Origin of the sequence: Vibrio aquimaris, assembly GCF_009363415.1 — a bacterium.
Classification (GTDB): Bacteria; Pseudomonadota; Gammaproteobacteria; order Enterobacterales; family Vibrionaceae; genus Vibrio; species Vibrio aquimaris.
Window position 1 is genome coordinate 1,254,603 of sequence record NZ_CP045351.1, and the last position, 20,992, is coordinate 1,275,594.

Annotated in this window: 16 protein-coding genes; 13 read left to right on the forward strand and 3 right to left on the reverse strand. The window is 40.0% G+C overall.

What is annotated here, in order from left to right; all coding sequences use genetic code 11:
* Positions 1–1,335 (reverse strand): type VI secretion system ImpA family N-terminal domain-containing protein, encoded by a 1,335-nt coding sequence (locus tag FIV01_RS19980; RefSeq protein ID WP_152432691.1) that lies wholly within the window; start codon positions 1,333–1,335, stop codon positions 1–3.
* A gap of 484 nt (positions 1,336–1,819) precedes the next feature.
* Here FIV01_RS19980 and FIV01_RS19985 point away from each other — a divergent pair, with 484 nt between their 5' ends.
* From FIV01_RS19985 to FIV01_RS20045, 13 genes are all read left to right on the forward strand, one after another.
* Positions 1,820–2,422, forward strand: a complete 603-nt coding sequence (locus tag FIV01_RS19985) for a hypothetical protein (RefSeq protein ID WP_152432692.1) — start codon at positions 1,820–1,822, stop codon at positions 2,420–2,422.
* Positions 2,423–2,434: 12 nt separating this feature from the next.
* Entirely contained in the window at positions 2,435–3,766 is a 1,332-nt protein-coding gene (gene tagH, locus FIV01_RS19990; protein WP_152432693.1) for a type VI secretion system-associated FHA domain protein TagH, read from the forward strand.
* Positions 3,759–4,259, forward strand: coding sequence for a type VI secretion system lipoprotein TssJ (tssJ, locus tag FIV01_RS19995; RefSeq protein ID WP_152432694.1), 501 nt, complete (start codon positions 3,759–3,761; stop codon positions 4,257–4,259). The genes tagH and tssJ overlap by 8 nt, the downstream gene beginning before the upstream one ends.
* 10 nt (positions 4,260–4,269) lie before the next feature.
* Entirely contained in the window at positions 4,270–5,595 is a 1,326-nt protein-coding gene (gene tssK / locus FIV01_RS20000; protein ID WP_152432695.1) for a type VI secretion system baseplate subunit TssK, read from the forward strand.
* Positions 5,592–6,383, forward strand: a complete 792-nt coding sequence (gene icmH, locus FIV01_RS20005) for a type IVB secretion system protein IcmH/DotU (RefSeq protein ID WP_160928258.1) — start codon at positions 5,592–5,594, stop codon at positions 6,381–6,383. Before tssK ends, icmH begins: the two co-directional genes overlap by 4 nt.
* A gap of 714 nt (positions 6,384–7,097) precedes the next feature.
* Positions 7,098–7,838 (forward strand): SDR family oxidoreductase, encoded by a 741-nt coding sequence (locus FIV01_RS20010; protein WP_152432697.1) that lies wholly within the window; start codon positions 7,098–7,100, stop codon positions 7,836–7,838.
* A gap of 13 nt (positions 7,839–7,851) precedes the next feature.
* The gene (locus FIV01_RS20015) at positions 7,852–9,060 is read left to right on the forward strand and encodes an acetyl-CoA C-acetyltransferase (RefSeq protein ID WP_152432698.1); all 1,209 of its coding nucleotides are present in this window, start codon (positions 7,852–7,854) and stop codon (positions 9,058–9,060) included.
* Positions 9,061–9,115: 55 nt separating this feature from the next.
* Entirely contained in the window at positions 9,116–9,463 is a 348-nt protein-coding gene (locus FIV01_RS20020; protein ID WP_114783670.1) for a phasin family protein, read from the forward strand.
* A gap of 74 nt (positions 9,464–9,537) precedes the next feature.
* Positions 9,538–11,319, forward strand: a complete 1,782-nt coding sequence (phaC, locus tag FIV01_RS20025) for a class I poly(R)-hydroxyalkanoic acid synthase (protein ID WP_152432699.1) — start codon at positions 9,538–9,540, stop codon at positions 11,317–11,319.
* 403 nt (positions 11,320–11,722) lie between these two features.
* Positions 11,723–13,339, forward strand: a complete 1,617-nt coding sequence (locus FIV01_RS20030) for a pyridoxal phosphate-dependent decarboxylase family protein (protein WP_152432700.1) — start codon at positions 11,723–11,725, stop codon at positions 13,337–13,339.
* Between the two features lie 84 nt (positions 13,340–13,423).
* The gene (locus FIV01_RS20035; RefSeq protein ID WP_152432701.1) at positions 13,424–14,845 is read left to right on the forward strand and encodes a cell division protein ZapB; all 1,422 of its coding nucleotides are present in this window, start codon (positions 13,424–13,426) and stop codon (positions 14,843–14,845) included.
* 211 nt (positions 14,846–15,056) lie between these two features.
* Complete coding sequence (locus tag FIV01_RS20040; RefSeq protein ID WP_152432702.1) at positions 15,057–15,755, forward strand: aspartate/glutamate racemase family protein; 699 nt, start codon at positions 15,057–15,059, stop codon at positions 15,753–15,755.
* Positions 15,756–15,892: 137 nt separating this feature from the next.
* Positions 15,893–16,357: a TrmO family methyltransferase domain-containing protein gene (locus tag FIV01_RS20045; RefSeq protein WP_152432703.1), complete on the forward strand. Its 465-nt coding sequence runs from the start codon at positions 15,893–15,895 to the stop codon at positions 16,355–16,357.
* Between the two features lie 104 nt (positions 16,358–16,461).
* On the opposite strand, the gene FIV01_RS20050 is transcribed toward FIV01_RS20045, so the two are convergent.
* Positions 16,462–17,706 (reverse strand): SGNH/GDSL hydrolase family protein, encoded by a 1,245-nt coding sequence (locus tag FIV01_RS20050; RefSeq protein WP_415846753.1) that lies wholly within the window; start codon positions 17,704–17,706, stop codon positions 16,462–16,464.
* 304 nt (positions 17,707–18,010) lie between these two features.
* Entirely contained in the window at positions 18,011–20,767 is a 2,757-nt protein-coding gene (locus tag FIV01_RS20055) for an immune inhibitor A domain-containing protein (protein ID WP_152432705.1), read from the reverse strand.
* Positions 20,768–20,992 lie beyond the last annotated feature (225 nt).

Consider the following 20,992-nt stretch of genomic DNA (forward strand, 5'->3'; position numbering starts at 1 on the left):
TTATTCAGCCACGACTTTATCGAGTGATGTTTGGGTTTGTGTCGCTTTGAGTTGAGCGATTTTATGTAAATAGACGTTGATTAAATTCAACGAGCGATCGAGTTCTTCTGGATCATTGGTTTTTTCTGCATATTCAATTCTGCCCAATAAAGGGAATAAAGAGTTGCTATATTGATATGCGAGTTCGGTATTGGAATCGTTGGTATCAAGCTTTAAGTTCGCTATCGCGGTACGAGCACGTGCAAAGCGACGACTTATTTCTCTAAAATCCCTTTGCATTTGCTCGTCATAGCGTTCCAGTTCTGCTGATAAAACTTGCACTGAAGAGGAATCTGAATAAATTGTTGCAAGATTTTCAATGATTTCTTTTAATGTTTTAAGATTGGTTACTTTTTCTGGGGATTTATTCAAATCGAATACCATGGTATCAATCACCCCAATGAGAGGTTGTTTTAACCTCTCGATAGTATCCCTATTTTCAGTACTAAGATCATGAGTGACTTGCAACAATATGGAGACGTTGTTTGATGCTATTTTTTGTTCGTACTCTGTAAGTAGTAGGCTTTTCTTCAGATAAAAAGCACTTAAAGCTAAGATAAATACGCTTACAGCAATAGAAACAGCCCATACGGCAGAGTGACTTTTTTCAGGTTCAACATCGGCTGCAGGTTGCGTTTGTTTGGTTGGGGGATTTACTTTTACTGTGATTGCCCCTGCCACTTTCTCATTATTTGCTTTGGCCTTTTCTTTTTGCTGTAGGGCCCTTTTGTGTGCTTGTTCTCGCTTATCTTCTAACTCTTTTACATCGTCAATGAACTGACTCAAGATACGTCTTATCCCTCCAAGAGAGGGTGCTTTATGTCCATAGTGGAGTCTCAGTTCTTCCTCTATTCTTAGACACACTCTGTGTCCTGCTTCTAGAACAGCCATGTCATCGACGGTGACATTGAATAGCTTGACTCTCTTTTCGCCATGTTCGACTAGCCACTCTAACGCGCCCATGCGAGCACTGGATTTGGACACTTCTGGGTAACATGATGACCAATAAACCACACATAAATCTAAAATAACATTTAATGCGTCTACAAACCCGCTAAGACCATCGTTATGAGCAGACGCTACAGCATAGTAGCAGCCACAGCGTAAGTCTTTACTTTCATTTTTTAGTATGTCTTTAGAGAGTTGTTGTACTTTTTTCCATGAGACGCGCCCTGTTACCTTATTGATATTGTTTATCTGTCGCTTTATCTCCTCAAAATCTTCGAGGTTATTCGGGTTGACACCGCAAGGAGTCTGCTCGCTTATTGGTCGTCGAGCAAAGTCTGAAAAGTACATGAAATCCTACCCAAGTGACGCTAGTTATAAAGACTCAATCAATTTTATAAAAATTCTTAATTAAGACGTTTCATTATCAAGGGAGGATTTTACGTGGGAGAAAAGTAATTTGTAGATAGAATATTAATTAAACTTGATTAAAAGTTATTAAATGTGAGCGCTGCCAGCTGCAACTATGGTTTAATTGATATAACTATAAATTAAAAAGCGAGTGACATAGGTAATATGGTTAAATATACACCATATTATAAATCTGGTTGATTATAAAAATATTTACACATGATAGTGTGCTATCTAAACATCCTGTTTGAAATTTAATCGACCAGTCGAAATGTTCATTTTCATAGGGAAAAAGAAGGTAGTACTAGGAAAAAGGAAATATTTATGTGGTTTTTTTTTTTCGCTATTGAATTTGTTACCTACCCTGTTATTTTGCTCTCTCTTTCATTTGTATTTTTACTTTAGACCTTTTGAGGATAAAAGGATGAGTAAGTTAAGTCAGTGGAGCTTATTGGCTCTAGCATTTACCGTATCCGCAGTGGCCAATGCGAAAGGAGAGCGCTACGGTGGCTCTGTCAGTATGTTGAGTATCGATAACATAGAATATGAGCAGGGAGAGAGTGGTACCGCAGATGCTATCCGTTATGGCTTAGTGCATACTCGGCCGATCGATGAAGACAATAATCGTTGGCGATGGTGGTTAGGTTTTAACTATTTAAGTGAGGCTGTTGATGCTCCGTCAAGCGGTATATATCAGGAAGTGACCAACTATGAAATAAGGGTTGTTCCGCAATATGCATTAGGAAACTGGTCTATCTTCACCCCTTATATTGGTGCTGGCATTTCTGCTGCTTATAGTCAATATTCGAATCGTTGGCCTGTCGATGGTGAAGGGGTTAAGTATGGTTCACAGCTTGATGATATTGATCAGTTTGAAGCAGGAGCTGTGGCGACTATAGGTACGGTCATTAAGTTAGGAAGTGACCCAGATGCGCATATTCAGATCATCCCTCAAGCTTCATATATTTTACCTGTCTACAACGATGGTTTAGGTGGGCTTGAACTTACCGTGTCACTTCTGTTTTAGAGGGTAGTAGCTTTGTTGGAGCGATTAGTAATAGTTATATCAAAGCACCCTGAAGAGTACACGGGGGCTAAATTTATTGAGCTGCCAGAAAATGGCGGCTCCATTGGCCGTAATCCAGGCTGCTCAGTACCTTTGATTGATCACAATCGTTATATATCGAGTACACATTGCCTTGTTAGTATTTATGGCGATGCGTACTATATTAGCGATGTTAGTACTAATGGACTAATTGTAAATGGTAATAAGCTACTAAAAAACCAGCCTGTTCCCATTCACGAAGGGGATTGTATTTCGCTTGGTCAGTATGAACTATCGGTAAGTGTGGAACGAGAATCAAGCCGTTTAGATATTGCCTGCGATATTACTCCAGATAGGGATAATAAAGATCCATTAGCCAATTTAGATGAGATAGAGTTTGAGTTGGAGCAAGAGGGGCCTTTAGAGGAAATTTTCCTAGAAACTCAGTTAGAAGACTCTGACATGTCTGATCCTATGGCACATCTTGAATTCTCGTTAGACAAAGATGATGATCATCTAATTAGGTCTGAAACAGGTGAGATTGAAAAAGCCCCTTCAATCGGAAAGTCTGCGCGCCAGCTTGTAGATGATAGCTTAAATGTGTATTCAGAATTTGATGCACCTAGTTTAATTCCAGAAGATTGGATGTCAGGTGATGAAACTAGGACTGTTGAGAAATCAATAGCCAGAGAGACGATTTTAAAAGAGTCAAACGACCGCACGATTGCTCAGTCCGCTTCCACTAAGCTGTCGGCTCAAGAATGGGAAGAAGTCGCTCCTAGCCAACAAACAACAGAAATAGAAGCCGCAGCTCCTTCAGATACAGTAAATATTATCGATGCTTTTAGAAAAGGGTTGGGCATATCAGATGATTCACTGTTGAAAGAGGATCCGCGTCTTTTCGAGCAAATGGGCATGTGTCTACGTTTGTGTATGACTAAATTGCAGCATGAGTTAGTTGAAATTGAAGAGTTGAAACAATCCCACGCAGCGACAGATACTGACTTAATAAGTTTAATGTTGGATCTCAACAAACAGAGCATGCTTTCGCCGAATGAACTAGTGGAACAAATGCTTGATGAAATCAGTGAACATAAATCACTCTATGAACAAGCTCTCAATAGTTATGTTCAGCAAAGTATTAGTCAATATGATCCCATAGTGTTCGAACAAAAAAATGATAATAAGGGTTTTTTGATCAAACAGAAGTTGTGGGATTCATACAAGTTACACTATCTAGAGAGCTTAAAGGGTGTACATGGTGTTGGCACAAAGAAACTCGTACAAGAAAACTACAATAGGTTGTTAAAAGAAAAGCATGCGTAAACTTACCTACCTGCTAATCCTACTATTCTTGTCAGGTTGCTCAATGTGGGAGCAATTTAAAGAATCAAGTGGTATTACACCAGAAACCTCTTCCATTGAACTCGTTATTGAGGCATCTCCCCAGCTTAATGTACGTAAAATGGGTCAGCCTTCACCTGTTATTTTGCGCATTCACGAGCTTTCATCTCCTGTATTGTTTCGTAACTTAGATTTTTTTGCATTATTTGACAACGATAAAGCATCCCTTGGCGATGAATATATTAAGCGCTATGAGTACCAACTAAAACCTGGTGAGCAAATTCATCAAGTATTGGAACTTGACCCTGCAACAAGAGCGCTAGGTTTTTCGGCAGCTTTTCGTGACATCAATGGTTCATCATGGAGAAAAATCGAGCTAATTGAAGAAAAATCAGAGTATTTCCTAAAACTGAAGCTAGATGAAAACGAGTTATCGTTCGATTCGACGCGTGGAATTGAGCAAACCTATTTTTAAGGGGCACGAGATGTCGCTATATAATCCAGTTGTGTGGCAAGATGGCATGTTCATGAAGCCACAACACTTCCAACAGCTAGACCGCTCTCAGTCTAAGCGGAGTAGTATGCTGTTCTCGAATAGTTCTCCACTAATGTGGGGAGTTAATCGAATCAAGATTAATACTGAGCTTTTGACTCAAGGAAAGATTGCGGTAACAAGTGCGGCGGGCGTACTTCAAGATAAAACGCCTTTTGATTTGCCAGCTCTCGCCGATGTGCCCGATGTTAAAGAAGTTGACCCATCGATAACAGATAAAGTGATTTACTTGTGTTGCCCACTTCCCTCGGAACGCGAAGAGCTGTTCGGTTCCGATAGAAATGATGCACGTTATATAGTGAGTTACCAAGACGCAGTTGACTCATGTTACGATAGTGAAGATACCGCAAATATTGCCATAGGTAAGCTAAAGTTTTGTCTGATGTATGAAGATGAGGACCGTAGTGCCTACACTGGTATCCCTATTTTGAAAATATCAGAAGTGAAGACGGATGGCAGTATTGTTCTCGATGATCGCTACATTCCTACTTGTATCGATATTAAGGCATCAGATCTACTATCCAAGTTTACCAATGAATTTGCTTCTATGTTAAAACACAGAGCAGACTCTATTGTTGAGCGCCTTGGTACGGTCGATCAGCAGGGAGTCTCTACGGTGTCTGATTTTATGCTTTTACAAGCACTTAATCGTTACGAACCTTTATTTTGGCACTTTTCCAGTGTCGAGGGTGTGCACCCAGAGTCCTTATATCGGATCCTTCTGCAAGTAGAAGGTGAACTCTCGACTCTATGCTCCACTTCACGCCGACCACCAGAATTTGTTGAATACAATCACAGCGATTTAACGGTTTGCATGTCAAAAATATTAGAGCATACCAAACGTACTTTGAGCGTAATGTCTGAGCAAAGAGCAATACCATTGACACTGCAGGAACAAAACTTTGGTATTCGTACTGCGGTCATTCCTGACAAGAAAGTGGTTGAGTCCGCCACCTTTATTCTTGCAGTTAAAGCCGATGTTACGCTGGATATACTTCATACTCAGTTTGTCAGCCAAACCAAAATCGGTTCAATTGATAACATACGAGATCTTATTAATCTTCAGCTACCTGGAATAGGAATTAAACCTATGCCTGTCGTACCAAGAGCATTGCCTTATCACGCAGGTTATACCTATTTTGAATTGGAGAGAGCCAGTGAAGAGTGGGCAGCATTGGAGCAGGCGTCGGCCATTGCGGTTCATGTTTCCGGTGATTTTGCTAATTTATCTCTACAATTATGGGCTGTAAGAGTATGAGTTACGTAGATAATGATGTAACGGTTGTTTTATTCCAACCCGATTTGGGCAAGCCTATGGAGGTCATGCCCGCTCCTGATTTATCCCGCAATATAGCACTTAAAGATCCCAGTATAGAAAAAATGGGCGTCAATCCACTGGTGGATCAATTTTCATGGCTAATTGCTAGCCTGTCTTGCATGTCTTCTATTCCTTGGCTCGAGGACCCTCAGCCATTTAGGGAACAGATTGCTCGCGAGATTCGCAAGGGGGAACGAAAGTTGAATGAGATGGAGGTTGACCGAGCATCGGTATTGGTTATTCGGTATTGTCTCTGTGCAGCTATTGACGAAGCAGTTTGTCGCCAAGAATGGGGAGCTAACAGCAATTGGAGCCAAAATAGTTTGCTTGCTGAGTTCCATAACGAGACCTCAGGTGGCGATAAGTTTTTTACCATTCTAGAACGGCTTAAGGCTGATCCTAGACGCTATCGGTATGTGATTGAATTGCTCTATTTGCTAATACAGTTAGGCTTTCAAGGTAAGTATGGTATAGAAGAACGTGGACAGGAAAAGCTTTCTGACATCGCTAATACCATCTATCGTTTAATAAAAGACGAGCGAATGGTGGAAAACGAGAAAGTTTCTCTAGTTAATTTGAAAGCAAAGTACCTCAAACAGCCTTTAAAACGGGTTATTCCACCTAAAGTGACACTAGGCATATCTGCATTACTGTTTTCAATAATGTATCTTATTACCTATGTGATTATTGACACTAACTATCAGAGTCTTCTGAACAGCTTTCAATAAAGTCTGCAAAGTGCAGACTTTTCCTTTTAAGTCTTTTCATTGACATCGATATTACCGATTCTTAGGTTTAACAGCTTGTCATGATCCCTAATCAGGGTGACTATCTATTTAGTTAGGTATTATTTAAATGCCAGTCACAGACTAACATTTTCGTATTTTTTCGATATTAAGTACATCAAAAAATCCGCTTTATCTTTTCTCTCAGCATTTTGATTGAAATATATTATTAATTATAAATGCACTTAAGCCACAATGTTAATTACTTTCTAATTATATAATTATAATTTGAAATCGATTTCATTTTTGATATGAAGTTTAATGATAAAATTAAAACATCTTACTATTAGATATAACAGAGTGAGTTCAAAGATAAGATCTATGTAATAACGAATAAAAATAAAAACCGCATAAAAAACATAGATTTATAAATTAAAATTATTCCTATCATTTAAATAAATTCCTTTTAAAACAGAAAGATGAAGTGATTTAACACTAGAGTAACATTTCATACTATATGGGATCTCCTTCAACATTATGCAACTAAAATCAAAAAGTATTTGAACTGAAATATTAAGTCTTTACTTTAAAATAATAGAACGGGTACAGCTGTTTCCTGATTTATATATAACTAATAACGTCACTTGGCTTTTATTTGTAGCATCGGTTAATAGCAGATAAACAAATTATCGAGTTATTACTAATGGAGTCTCATCAATGAAAAAACTTGCTTTGGTCACAGGATCAAAAGGTGGAATAGGTTCTGCAATCTCTTCGCAGCTAGTTAAGGAAGGTTACCGTGTTATCGCAACATACTCTACGGGCAATCATCAGAGTGCTCTGGATTGGTTTAATGACAAAGAGTTTAGTCAGGATCAGGTCCGCTTATTTGAGCTTGATGTCACTAATACTGAGCAGTGCGCTGAGCGCCTTATACAGCTAATGCAAGAAGAGGGAACATTGGATGTCGTGGTGAACAACGCGGGTATTACTCGAGATTCAATGTTTAAAAAGATGAGCGCTTCTGCTTGGAAGGAAGTTATCGATACCAATCTCAACAGTGTATTCAATGTCACTCAGCCTTTATTTGATGCCATGTGTGAGAAGGGTAATGGCCGAATCATTAACATATCATCAGTAAATGGCTTGAAGGGCCAATTTGGTCAAGCCAACTACTCAGCGGCTAAAGCAGGAATGATTGGCTTTTCAAAAGCGCTTGCTGCTGAAGGTGCTCGCAGCGGTGTTACGGTGAATGTTGTTGCACCAGGCTACACTGGTACGCCTATGGTCGAGCAAATGAAGCCAGAAGTGCTGGAGTCGATTAAAGCTCAAATTCCGATGAAACGCTTAGCAACACCAGAAGAAGTTGCTCAGTCTGTATCGTTTTTAATTAGTGATGCTGGCGCTTACATTACAGGTGAAACTTTATCTGTAAATGGCGGCTTATACATGCATTAATCTGAGGTTGTTTATGGAAAAAGTGTATATTGTTGCAGCAAAGCGCACACCTATTGGTAGCTTTGGAGGCACTCTCAAAGATATATCAGCAGGGGATTTAGGAGCTACAGCAATCAAAGCGGCTCTGGTGTCTGGGAATATAAAGCCCAATCTTGTTGATGAAGTTATCGTTGGCAATGTGGTTGGTGCTGGTCAAGGTATGGGGGTTGGCCGTCAGGCGGCTGTTCATGCTGGCATACCAGTGAATGTGCCAGCCTACACTGTGAATATGGTTTGTGGAAGTGGTATGAAAACTGTGATGGATGCAGTGAGCCATATCCGTAGCGGTGATGCTTCAGTGGTTGTGGCTGCAGGTGTTGAAGTTATGTCGCAAATTCCATTTGTTGTTCCTAGTCAAGTTCGTGATGGCCATAAAATGGGCCATATGAGTGTGATGGATTTGCTCATCAGTGACGGTTTGACCGATGTATTTAATCAATACCACATGGGTACAACTGCAGAAAATATTGCAAGAAAGTTAGACATCACCAGAGAGCAGCAGGACGAGTATGCTCTTTCAAGTCAAATGAAAGCCGCTGCTGCCATTGAAGCGGGTCGCTTTGAAAATGAAATAACTCCAGTTGAGGTTAAGCAACGCAAACAAATCATCAATTTCGTCACAGATGAATATCCTAAAGTGGATGCCTCTATCGATGGGCTATCGAAACTTCGCCCTGCGTTTGAAAAAGGTGGCACAGTTACGGCCGGTAACGCATCGGGTATTAATGATGGTGCAAGTGCGATTGTGGTTGCTAGCCAAAGAGCGGTCAAAGAATATGGTCTTGAGCCGATAGCGGAAATTATCAGCTATGCACAGTCAGGCTTAGAACCTGAAGTCATGGGGCTAGGGCCTGTAGAAGCTGTGACACAGGCTTTAAGTAAAGCCGATATTTCAGCAAACGAAGTTGATCTCTATGAGCTTAATGAAGCTTTTGCCGCTCAGGCTCTTGGAGTAATACACCAACTTGCTGATGTCCATAATGTTCCCGTTGGCTCCATATTGGAAAAAGCGAACGTAAATGGTGGTGCGATAGCACTTGGCCATCCACTTGGCGCGTCAGGCAACCGAATTCTCGTTTCTCTAGTTCATGAACTTAACAGACGAACTGGAAGCTATGGTGTCGCTTCCTTGTGTGTTGGTGGTGGTATGGGAACGGCAGTAGTCATCAAGTCAATTGCTTAAATTCAACGTAGTGAAAATAAGCCGAAAATAATGGAATTAACCTAGGAGCATTATTATGTATACCGATTTTTTCAAATCTTTTACAGACCAAACAGAGAAAAGCTTAGAACCATACCTAAAGTTCAATAAGCTTGTGACTAAAAATGTTGAAGTGTTAACTGAACTTCAATTAAACGCAATTCGTACCTACAGTGAAATGGGCCTAACCCAAATGAAAGCGGCCAGTGAAATTAAAGATGTGACTTCACTTACAGCCTTCAATAGCCAACAATTATCGGTTCTTTCTAAGCTGTCTCAACAAATGATGGATGATAGCAACAAGCTACAATCCATTGCGAAAGAATTCAAAGATGATGTTGACCATTTGACAACGGAAAACCTCAAGACAGTGACTCCAGCATAACACTGACTCCAGTATAATATTGACTATGGTGCCGCCTGACTCGCGGCACTTTTTCCGATCATAGGAGTAGCAACATGTATCAACACTTCTTCTCGGACTACCTTGTGAAGCTTCAAGAAACCAATCAAAAATGGTGGGAAGATCTGGAACTAAGCAGGGCAGCCGTTAACTCCCCTCTCAACAAAGCAATGCAAGAAGTTAACTTTGAAGATACCTCTAAACTTTTTGAAAGCGCGGCCAATCAACCAGCAGTGTTACTACAGATCCAAGCTGAATGGTGGCAACAACAATTACAAATATGGCAAAACGTTGCGTTAGCACAAAATGGTGAAACTGTAGTTGAGGCAGAAAAGGGCGATAAAAGATTCTCTGATGAAGAATGGAAAAATGATGTTTTCTATAACTTTATTAAGCAATCCTATTTGCTGTTTAGCCAGACTTATTTGAAGACAATAGATAGTATCGAAGGTCTAGATGAGAAGGCAAAGGAGCGTATCAGCTTTTTCTCTCGCCAAGCCATCAATGCGGTTTCGCCGAGTAACTTTATTGCAACGAACCCAGAATTGCTAAAATTGACACTAGAGAAAAATGGTCAAAACTTGTTGTCAGGACTTGAGCAATTGAAAGAAGATGCAGAATCAAGTGCTGACATCCTAAAGATCAGAATGACGAACAACAACTCATTTAGACTTGGTGATGATGTTGCGAATACAGCTGGTGATATCGTTTATCGTAATGAGTTATTTGAGCTTATTCAGTATCGACCATTGACTGAAAATGTTCACTCTACACCTTTGCTATTTGTGCCTCCTTTTATCAATAAATACTACATTCTAGACTTGCGTGAGAAGAACTCACTCGTTCGCTGGCTACTTGAACAAGGGCACTCAGTATTTATGATGTCTTGGCGCAATCCAGGTGAGAAGCAACGTGAAGTTGAATTTGGTGATTATGTTACAGAAGGCGTTGCTAAAGCGGTAGCGGCGATTGAAGATATTACGGGTCAAGAGCAAATAAACGCTGCTGGATATTGTATCGGTGGGACGGTACTCGCAAGTACCATTGCCTATTATGCAGCCAAGAGAATGAAAAAACGCATTAAGAGCGCGACCTTTTTCACTACGTTACTTGATTTCTCTCAACCAGGAGAAGTTGGGGCTTACATTAATGATACCATCATTAATGCTATTGAAGCGCAGAACAATGCAAAAGGCTATATGGATGGACGCTCATTAAGTGTAACTTTTAGCTTGCTCAGAGAGAATAGTCTTTACTGGAACTATTATGTAGACAACTATCTCAAGGGACAAAGTCCGGTCGACTTTGATTTACTCTACTGGAATAGTGACAGTACAAATGTGAGCGCTTCATGTCACAATTTTATGCTGCGTGAGTTGTACCTTAACAATAAATTGGTCAAGCAAAAGGGCGTAAAAGTAGGCGGAGTGTGGATAGATCTTAATAAAATTAAAATACCGAGCTACTTTGTGTCTACAAAAGAAGATCATATTGCTTTGTGGCAAGGTACTTATCGTGGTGCGCTTAATGTGGGTGGGAATAAGACCTTTGTTTTAGGTGAATCTGGGCATATTGCCGGTATCATCAACCATCCCGATAAAAACAAATATGGCTTTTGGACTAATGAGAGCTTAGATGAGAATGCAGATGAATGGCTAGCGAATGCAAACCATACTGAGGGCTCTTGGTGGACACATTGGCATCAATGGCTCTTGAACGTTAGCTCCGGAGAACAGCGTAAACCGTTTGATGTTGGCAGTGAACAGTTCCCTGTCATAGGTTCTGCTCCAGGAAATTATGTGAAGCAAGTTCTTCCAATCGAAGAAAATTCCGACTAGAAGCGAATATGCTTGTCTCTAAGCCCTGAGTTAATAACTTGGGGCTTTTTTTTTAGCACTGGGCAACAATTTTTAATTAGAGTGTTTAGCTTATCGTTATAATATAAAATTGTGATTCATATCAAATTTAAAATGCATATTAATTACATATATGTTATTTTTTTTATAATAAAATTAAACGTGTTGATTATTTCATAAAATTTATTTCCATTCATGTTTTTTCACTGAATTAGTAACTGACAATATGCAATATTGACTATTCGAGTGATTCTTCAATCAGTTGTTTGTTTCCCCTTACACAAGAAGAAAATATATCAACACAAGTTCTTGTGAATGACATTTCGACTCTCTTTTTTACGTTGATGAATCGCATGTCGTTACCCCTTAAATTAGGTAAAAAACAATGTTGGAAATTGTAAAAGGCGCGACCAAAAATACGGGAAATATAAAGTTTGAAAACCAAGTTCAAGAGTTATTTCATTTACTCAATTTGGGTATTGAAAAAATAGAGGCAAAGCAGTCAACCGGCCCTAAGTTTTCTGTAGAACCTTTTGTCTATTGCGACGAACTGACTAGATGTGAAATTCCCAAACGGGGTTGTTCTGCTGAAGAAGCTATTATTGCACTCAGTGAAATTGTTGAAGGAGGGCTTAGGCCCCAATCAACAAATGAAGTATATAATATGGTGCCCCAGCCTATCCCAGAAACCGTCGCCGCTGCATCGCTTATGCAACTGTATAATATTAATGCAATTATGGATAGTTACGGGGGAAAATCTCTTCTCTTTGAACAGCAAGTCTCTCGCTCTGTTGGGCGTCTAGTTGGCTGGGATAATGCATCTGGTATTTCTTGTAGCGGTGGAAAGCAGACCCTCCTTTATGCCATCAAATCGGCTATTGATAGAGTGGCTCCGGAAGCTAAGTATCAAGGTGTTCCTGATGATCTTGTAATCCTTACCGCAGAAGGAGCGCACTATTCAATTGAACATGTGTGTGAGCTTGCAGGGCTTGGGCAAGATGCTTGTATCCGTATTCCTGTTTCATCATCACATGGTATCGACTCCGAGGCACTTGAAAAAGTATTTGAACAACAGGTCAGACTAGGTAAACGTGTTGCTGGAATTATAGCTTGTGGTGGTACAACATTGGATTTTTTGTGCGACGATACAGCGACTATTTTTAAAGCGAGTCAAAAAGTATGTCAGCGTATGCATCTGAGTTACGAGCCATATTTACATCTTGATAGCGTTATCGGCTGGCTTTGGTTTAGTTTCGTTTCTGCTTCAGAGTTCGAGTTGCTCCAGTTAGAGCTTTCACAAACAGTGGTCGAAAAAATTAAATCAGTGACTAGTCGGTTTTCTGCCCTTGAAAAGTTTGATTCATTCGGTGTCGACTTTCATAAAAATGCCTTATGTCCATACTCGAGTAGTTTCTTTGTTCGTAAAAAGGCTTTGGAAGAAGAACGACATAGTTATAACCCATTAGTCTACGGCGATTTGTCAGCCTTTACTGAAACTTTTGAAAACTCTCGCTCTTCATCAGGAATAGCGAGTGCTTGGGTTTCGTTGCAACGCTTTGGTATTACTGGGCTGAGAACTTACTTGGGTAGTTTGCTGTCTTCAGCCGAGAGGTTAAAGTTGGTATTGGCTGATGAGCAGATTTCAGTTTTGAATGATTCCTCGTGTGGTTGGGAGGTCATATTTAGTATTAAGCCTACGGCTTTACTAAATAAAGATTACAGCACTAATTTATTACTTGAGGGTTTTTATGACTATATGCAACAGTTGGTGCTTTCTGGTAAAAACGTTCCTAATGTCAGCATTATCAAGTCGTTTCGGCAGAACCAAGAGACCAGTGCTTCCCATGGATTGATCATATATAACATGAACCCCTACCTTTCTGAGGGGCAGTGTGAAGTGATGAAAAACGATATTCTTCAATGCTGGAGTGATTATTCACAAAGTATTAGTCGCGGTATTACTGATCTCAATCGGTTAAAGATTAATGAACCTATTCGCTAATTTCTAACCACTTCTTTCCATAACATAACACTTCAACCCAGTAACCCGCCCGTTGAGTGGGTTTTGATACCACAGGAGAAAACAATGGTAAAGGTTTCAGCAAGCCCTGCATCTATTACTGAGTCCTCTAGATCGGAGAATAAAACTGATGAATCTAGCAATATCTTACCGGTAGAGAAGGTAGGACATACGCTGAAGAGAGAAAAAAGTTTTATCGCCGATAAACCTTCAGAACCCGTGCGAAGGGTGAAGGTTCAACGCCAGAATAGTAGCGATAAACCTTTGGTTAGCCCGAAGGGACAATTTTTAAATGTACAAGTGATAGGTAAGACCCATCTTGTTCAATTGGAGAAAAATTCACTGATTAAAGGGACGGAAAAACAAGAAATTAGTGAGAAAGATTCTTTAACAATTGATGTCTCAACCGCAGTCACTTCGCGCAGAGGTCCTAACCAAGAAGTGTTTGAACAAATTGATCTTAGAAAGTCTCCTATGTACAACTGGTATCCTGTTAAAACCATAAATGATGAACCGTCAAAAGAGTCTTGGTATGTTCGAGAAGATGCTTTCGTTAATGAAGGAAGGGAAAGGATAGGTGTTGATGATGACCCAGCCTATCACAATCCAGATAAAAGAGGACGTCCACTAGCATCTGAGTATTTTGATTTTCCAGAATCTCCAGCACTAATTGGTAGAAAGCTTGACCCTATTGAAATAGATAAATTTATCACCAATCTTGATTCGGGCACTCATCCTATCGAAGTTAAAGAAGAAATAGCAAAGTTTACCAATTTGTTAGCAGGTACTTATGGGGGAACTTGGATGTCAATATTATATGGTTCCTACGCATCTGGAAATCAACGATTCACCACGGATAATAAGCCAGGTTCGGATATTGATGTGATGTTTTCTTGCGATAATCAAAGTTATACAAACCATAGAGAGTCGTTGATCCCGAAAATTACGGAATGTATTGCTGCGCTGCATAAACGTGTTGGTGCTGTGGTAGACGATGAGGTCCCTGCAGACTCCAAACATCTTATTAGTGCTGATGAAATGATGGAGGCGGCATCACTTCCTATGTTTTATCCAGCTAATATTGAAGGTGAGGCAGATAAACTCCACATCGATCCGTTAAAGTTTTTCCTCGATAAAGAAGTATCTTTAGATGGTATTACTAAGTCAGAAAGCCAGAGATTTAGTCCCGAATTCTTAAAAAGTAAATATTTAAGACTAAGATTGCTTTTTAATATCATGACGACGCCAAATATCATCCACTCGAAAAACAAAGAAGCAGTAGAAACTCTTGAAAGTAAAGTGAGGCAGTCCTTGTTAGACATGAGTCAAGATTTGCAGGAACAACTGGGAGAGAATGCAAATTCGAGTATTGAGCAAAGAATTCAGCTTCTTTTGGCTCAAGGAGAAAACAAAGGGGAATATTGGCTAGGTTATAAGCAAGATAGAGAGGGAGTAGAAGAAAAGCTTAGAAGCTTGCTTACCCAATAAAACTAGCCATCTCTAAGTTGAGAAGAGCCAAAAACTGGTTTCACAATAAGCCTTTCTTCACGTAAATACGGTTCTTTATCGTTAAAAATAACTTAACATTAAATCTGAGTTAATTCTTACTATCGAAAGGCTATTTTTGTTTCATAATATCGATTGTATTTTTACTAAACATCTGATTATGATGTGATTATGTCTAGAGAAAGGAATCGAAATGAAAACAATTGGTGTGATTGGTGGTATGAGCTGGGAGTCAACGGCAAGCTACTACAAATTAATAAATCAGGCAGTTAATGATGAAAAAGGAGGTCTACACTCGGCCAAAATGATTGTTTATAGTGTGGACTTTGCGGAAATTGAATGTTTACAAAAAAGTGAAGAGTGGGGCGAAGCTGCTTTAATCTTGAGTCAAGCCGCTCAGTCATTAGAAAAGGCTGGTGCCGATTTTATAATTGTTGCGACAAATACAATGCATAAGGTTTTCCATGAGATTGGGGAAAGCGTTACCATCCCGCAGCTTCATATTGCTGACCCAACTGGCCAATGTCTTGTTGACAAAGGAGTTACAAAAGTAGGTTTGATCGGAACGGCATTTACCATGGAACAAGATTTTTACAAACAACGTCTTAATAGCGAGTTTGGTATAGAAGTCATCGTTCCCAATGGAGTACAACGTAGGCTTGTCCATGATGTGATTTATGATGAGCTTTGTGTAGGAAAGATAAGTGCTCGTTCAAAGCAAGACTTTAAAACAATTATTGAAGATCTAACAGCGGAGGGGGCTCAAGGGGTTATTTTGGGATGTACCGAGATTGGTTTACTCATCGATAATACTGATACCGATATTCCGGTGTTTGATACAACGGCAATACATGCTCAAGCAGCGGTAAAAGAAGCTTTGCAAAACAGTTAAGCAGTTTAGGTAGTGCATATTCTAACTTGCCTATCAGACTGCTTTCTTGAGTGAAGGAGCTGGTCATGTTATTTGTCTTGATAACACATTGATATTTATGATAAATATAAAAAAAGAACAATATATAGGTATAAAAAATGATCAGTATTAAACCTATCGCAACGGTTAAGAATAGTATTGATGCTCCTCAAGATGATTATTGGGGTAGTGTTATCTCTGACATTGTACTTGAAGATGAGATACCTGATGAAACCTTGATAGGGCTTAGTTCATTTTCTCATGTCACTGTCATATTTTATATGCATAAAGTTATCGATGAGAAAATCTGCTTGGGTGCTCGACACCCAAGAAACAATTCTAACATTGAACCTGTAGGCATTTTATCTCAAAGAGGGAAAAACCGTATAAACAAAATCGGTGTTACGGATTGTTCAATTGTTAATGTTTCAGGCAATACACTCAGAGTAAAAGGGTTGGATGCGATAAATGGGTCACTGGTCGTCGACATTAAACCAGTGTTTAAACAATTCTTGGTCGATAAAGAGGCGGTTACCCAACCAGTTTGGGTTGATAGTGTTATGAGCGATTACTTTAACGTTTAGGATAAAGGTCGGTATATAGAGACCATGTTAGTCTAGGTAGAGCTTAACTAGGCATTAAAAGAGATGAAGTCAATGGTAACTTCATCTCTCTATGCAAGCAGTGTTTAGAAGTTAAATTGGTCTAACTTGGTTTGAATGATGTCGTCGGCGATGAATTTGTGAGTGGCTGTTGTTGGATGAGTCACTCCCCAGAAAACATATTTATCTGAGCCGTGGTAAGCACATTCATTAGTTAGTGAATGACTTTTCAGATAGTCCGATGCTGAGTTTCTATTGATATTCAAACACGAGTCGGTCGCATTCTCAAACCCATATGAACTGGGATCAGATGTGATTTGGTTAAACCTCTCGTGAGCATCATAAAGGACAATAGTAAGCCCTTTGGTTCTATAGAGTTCAGCTTGCTCTTTGATAAAGGCGTTGAATTCAATAATATTGGCGCTGACTTTATTGATTTCTTCGACGGTTGAATACTTAAACTGCGGCGCTTTTGTCGCATCAGGCAAAGTAAATAAAAGAATGTTCGTTATTCCAGACTCGGTTAAACGAATCAGAGCGCTGCTTAGATCGGCTTTGACATCAGCGACAGTGCGATCGTAATTCATTAAATCGTTGAGGCCGAACTCTAATGTTACTAGGCTGTTTTGTGGTTTGTAGTTCTCCGCTTTATCCACGTATTTTAGATATGATGTGACTTGCTTGTATACACCAGTTAGCACACCATATTGGTTCACTCCCGCAGCCCCTCCGACTGCCCAGTTATATAATGGGAGGTGTTTATGTCTAGCAAGATATTCAGTCCATACAAAACCATTTGAAAAATGTCCTAAATACCATGAACTTCTATTTGGGAATACCCATTGCGATGCATTATACAAGTTGCCAGTGTCTGACAGGCTATCGCCAAATGTAATGATTCTATTGATTTTATCATTATTAACGGGGTCGTTGGTCCAAATGCTGTGATTGTATGAAACTTGGCTGTCTGATGCGTAGTACATTAGGTCTGCCGCATCATGAGTTACACCCAATGTCTCCTTGCAGCGTTGTTCAATATCAGTCTGAGCGGTACTGGTATAAAACATATTCTTAACCGATATAGAAGAGCGCCAATAACCCTGTATTTCATAATATCGACCGTATTCATCTCTTGCCCATTCCCAATCGGCATCTGTGTCATTTCGATTGTGAGAGAGTCGGTACCAACATCTGACATAGGTACTGGTTTGCCTACCCTGAATTGTTTGGTCGTATTCCATCTGTCCAAGCTTCAGGTTGGTTGACGTTTCATCTGCGAGTGCTGGCGCCGCCAAAATGCAACCAGCTAAAAGTAGAATTTTATTCATGATCCTTCACTTATTATTCTGATTGTAGAGTGTTTGCTCATCTTTGATCGCATGGCATGCACTAAACAGTCAAAATATTCATGAAAAAAATCAATCAAGATTCGATTTAGATCATACTTTATACAGGATTCTTTAGTTATCGGGGTGTTAAATTTGTTCCATTTTGGTGCTTTTTTTGTTTCTAATATGATATTTATTTCTTATTTTGTTAATTGGAGTTGACTTAGGGGATATTTACCATTCGAACTGGTGGTTTTGGGGTATAAAAAAGCGCAACTTTTGTTGCGCTTAATAGGTAAAATTTGAACTATAGTTCGACGTCTATTAATGTGCTGACTTTGTCACCTTTGTCATCCATAACGGTTAAGCGAACTTGATGTTCTCCATAACTTGGGAATAGAGCTGTGAACATACGTCCTCGTTTGATGTCACCGTTTGGTAAAACCCATTCAGTATCAACAATACGTCCGTCGGCATCTGTACTTGTCGACCACATAGTCACCAAGCGGCCTAGGTGTATATACTTAGCTGTTGCCTCTGGTAAAATATTGTCATCTTCAGCAAAAATTGTTTCTGTTGTTGTGTGCTGATCGCCACGGTCATCAGTAACGGTTAAAGACACTGTATAACGACCATCATTGAGATAAGTCCAATTAGGAGACGCTTCTTTGCTTGTTTCACCATTACCAAAGTCCCATAAGTAATCGACAATACTGCCGTCAGGATCTGAACTCATGTTACTTGCTGTCACTGTCATTCCATCGACCGTTAAACTAAATGCAGCGATGGGAAGCTGATTAGGCTCTGGTGTTTTTGATACTCGAATCACACCGTAGGTATTATCAGCCGCTTGCTCGATAACCTCGATTGCAACACCGTGTTCGGCAAGTAATCTACCAGCATCTGGTGCTTGAGGGTTAGAGTAGTCTTCGTTGTCAGCAAAGTAGGCATTGCCTAGAAGACTAACATCACGCAGTATATCTCCTTCTTTATTCTCAAGAGTCATAGGCGCCTGATCTTGAAGTGAGAAGCTTGCATCACGCAATTGATAGCGAGTTTGAGCAGCCGAGCCCGAATTTTCCCAAATCATTGCATTTTGGTCTGCATCGACAACGCCTAGCCAGCCTTCTCCTGGGTGTTTGCCGACCCAGTTATCGGTCATTGAGTTATCAACGTACCAGACGATAAGGCCAGGCTCAAAGGACATTAAGCTTCCAAAGCGCTTGATATTATTAAGCCCTTCATCAACATCATTGTGACTGCGCCATTGTAGCAAATAGTAGTGGGGTGACTCGTTGAAGCCGTTATTTAATCGGTAACCATTGAGTGCAAAACTAGATTCAGCTTCTCCATCATCGATTAGGGTTGCTACGCCATCGGCGATGATTTCAATGTTATCGATATGTAGCCCTTCCATTGCTAAGCCACCATCAGTAATGTAATCAAAACCGAGTGTGATGGTTTGTCCAGACCAGTTTGAAAGATCAAATTCTGCATCGACCCAACCATCAGACTCACCTGAAATAGCAGGAACGAGATCAGTGGTATTAGGATCGTCTAGTGTGGTAATACTTCCTTCAATTTGCTGATCGTTGATCAAAACCCTAGCAAAATCATAGTCTTTCTCAATCTGATACCATGCTTTAAATACCAGTTTTATATTGGTTGCTTCTGGTAAAGCCACTTCACGTGACATTGAGTTTTTGAGATCATCTCCTTTGCCCGAATGGAAACCATAGCTACCAGAGTAAGGTTTTTGCCCAGTGGTACGTTTAATCGGAAGATCAATACGAACCATGTTTTGTTTGTCATTGTCTATGGTTTGATGAAGTGTGATGTCCTCTCCTTCATCTGTTAAATCATCAACGGAAATGGTTTGATTTATGAGCCACTTTCCTCCGATTGACTCTTGTAAGTATTGTTTTGCCCAAGAGCTAAATGCGGTAGGTTGAGTGCCACCAATTTTACCAGCCCAGCTACCAGACGACATAATGGACCAGTAGGATACCGGCTCACCTTTACCTGTATATTGAGTATCATATTCATCAGGCAGGCCTAAGTCATGGCCGTATTCGTGAGCACAGACACCAGCGGCGGCATCAATGGGCTGGATTGTATAATCGAATGCAGCATAACTACCGCCAAAGCGGCTTGGTACGGTGCTGCTGGTACCTTGCAAGACATGATACTTTCCGAGGTTATATCTGTGTGACCAAATGGCATCGTCTTTTAATACGCCGCCACCTGCTTCTTCACCCACGGATGAATGGAAAACCATTAAATGGTCTATTACGCCATCTGGTTCACGGTAGTCACCATCTTGGTCATAGTCATATCTGTCTTCAATGTCATAATCGGCGAGGTTAATGCTAGGATCTTGAGCGAGTTGATTTAGAGCTTCACGAACTAGCTCTTGAGCATTGAGATCGTTGTCTGTAGAAGGAGAGTTTCCGCCATAAAATGCGGCTTCTTTTGATGCTCGATACCAACCTGCAGCCTGTCCGGCTACGCTGTAACTTTTACCTGATTCACTTTCATAGTATTGGCGCATGGAGATAAGGTTTTCTCCATTCGGGCCAGTATAACCAGTATCGGAGAAAAGTAGGCTTTGGTAGTGTTCTGGCTGATAGCTATCGTAGAGCATATCAGTGTGTTCAGAAGTGAGTCTGTTCTCATTCCAAGGAAGATCCGGAAAATCGACCAGTACAGCTAAAACTTTATCAGTACGTTTATCTGATAGATCAAAAGCAAATACATGTGCTTTATGTTGACCTTTATTGGTTTCTATTGACTTTAATATCTTCGCTCTTTGTGCAAGTGCTTTTTTGCCGAACTGAGCATCTCCTTGAAAATTATTACCGAGTTTTTTATTTAAGTAGTTATTAAGAGCAAGCTTCTGCTCTTCGACTGAAGAATTTTCATCAAGAATGCCTTTTCTTTCTAGCATCTCGATAATTTTCTCTTCGTTAATAACACCTAGGTCAATAGGTGTCTTCGCGTTACCACTGGCACTAAATAATGCCATCACTGCTGTTGCTAGCAATGTTTTCCTTATGCAAGCCATATTATTTCCTTATTATATTTTTATTGCCAACTCCACTTTTAGTCGTGGTTATTACGTTGCGTGAACAACTCTCCTGACGGTGAGAGATTCTTTGATGAATTTTCAGTACCTAATCCTTTGGTGCTGAAATACATTGTTTATTCTTCATATGCTCATAAGTAGTTTGTTTGCTGCTATTATCAATCTTGTTGGTTTTACTATTTTTTTTCGAAAGATAAATCTGGA